Source organism: Vibrio anguillarum (assembly GCF_003390515.1).
Classification (GTDB): Bacteria; Pseudomonadota; Gammaproteobacteria; order Enterobacterales; family Vibrionaceae; genus Vibrio; species Vibrio anguillarum.
Map to the genome: position 1 here is coordinate 12100 of NZ_CP031478.1, position 1056 is coordinate 13155.

Annotated in this window: 1 protein-coding gene; it reads left to right on the forward strand. The window is 36.8% G+C overall.

From position 1 onward, the window contains the following. The first annotated feature begins 147 nt into the window (after positions 1-147). Complete coding sequence (locus DD616_RS00015) at positions 148-561, forward strand: DUF1090 domain-containing protein (RefSeq protein ID WP_231140446.1); 414 nt, start codon at positions 148-150, stop codon at positions 559-561. Positions 562-1056 lie beyond the last annotated feature (495 nt).

Sequence of the window (1056 nt, forward strand, 5' to 3'; positions counted from 1 at the left end):
CCCCTTAGCCGGGCGTTAGCATTCTGAGAACTTAAATAGTCATATTCAAATGGTAGAAATCAATCATCGCGTATAATAGTTGTGTGACAATTCACCATTTTGTAGTTTAATTATCCCTTGTGAAATTATTTAAAGTTAGTTGTGTTAATGAAAAGAGCAAATGTAAAATTAATGTTGAAAGCTTCCGGTGTTGTACTGTCTATATTGTCATTTTATAGTTTTGCTTCATTGAACTGTTCAGGTTTTTCTGGGTGTGAAAGAAAGTATTGTGAGATTGAGCAGCAAATAGAAAGTGCTCAGTTAGCTAATAATCAAAAAAAGATAGAAGGACTAAAAGTTGCCCTAGCGGAAGCCAAGTCCAATTGTAGTGACACAAAACTTAAGCAAGATTTAGCTGACGAAATTAAAGAAACTAAAGATAAAATTGCCGAATATAACTTAGATTTACAAGAAGCAAAGGGAAGTGGCAAGGATAACAAAGTCAGGAAATACCAAAATAAAATTCAAGAAGAAGAGCGTAAATTGGAGTCGCTTCTACAAGAGTTATCCGAATTAGGCTAGATAATGCTAACAAACGCTTCAAGAGGGACAGCCAACGCATGGCATTTTTATTATGCGTTGGTTTTTGTGATTACGGTGTTATGCGGGAAGTTAGTAGTAGCGTTGTCTGCCCCTTAAGCGGGCGTTATGCTTAATCAACTAAAATCAGTGGTTTATAGTTTTCTTTGTTCCCTCAGCTTTTCAGTTTTGTGTTTGTCGGCAAGTTGGCTTTTTTGAGCGCTGTTTTTCGGACACTCATTCTTTGGCGCTGGAAATTCAGAGAGTTGCCTCAATCAATTTTCGGGTAAGCGCAAGGTTAGGGCGGTTGGCTCAATCAGCAACTTGATCTTAGGTTTTTGAGTTTTAGCGGCCAAATTTCAAAGTCTGACTTTCAAAACTATGAGTCATTTCGGTTTTCTACGTTTTGGCTTTTGTTTGTAAATCAAAGTCGAGTTAATCTTGTTTCCAGAAAAACGTAACCCATTGAAGCTTAAGATGCTTAGTATCAAGTTTGAA

Coding starts and splice junctions, on each gene's coding strand:
- DD616_RS00015 (WP_231140446.1), top strand. CDS start 148: ATGAAAAGAGCAAATGTAAAATTAATGTTGAAAGCTTCCGGTGTTGTA.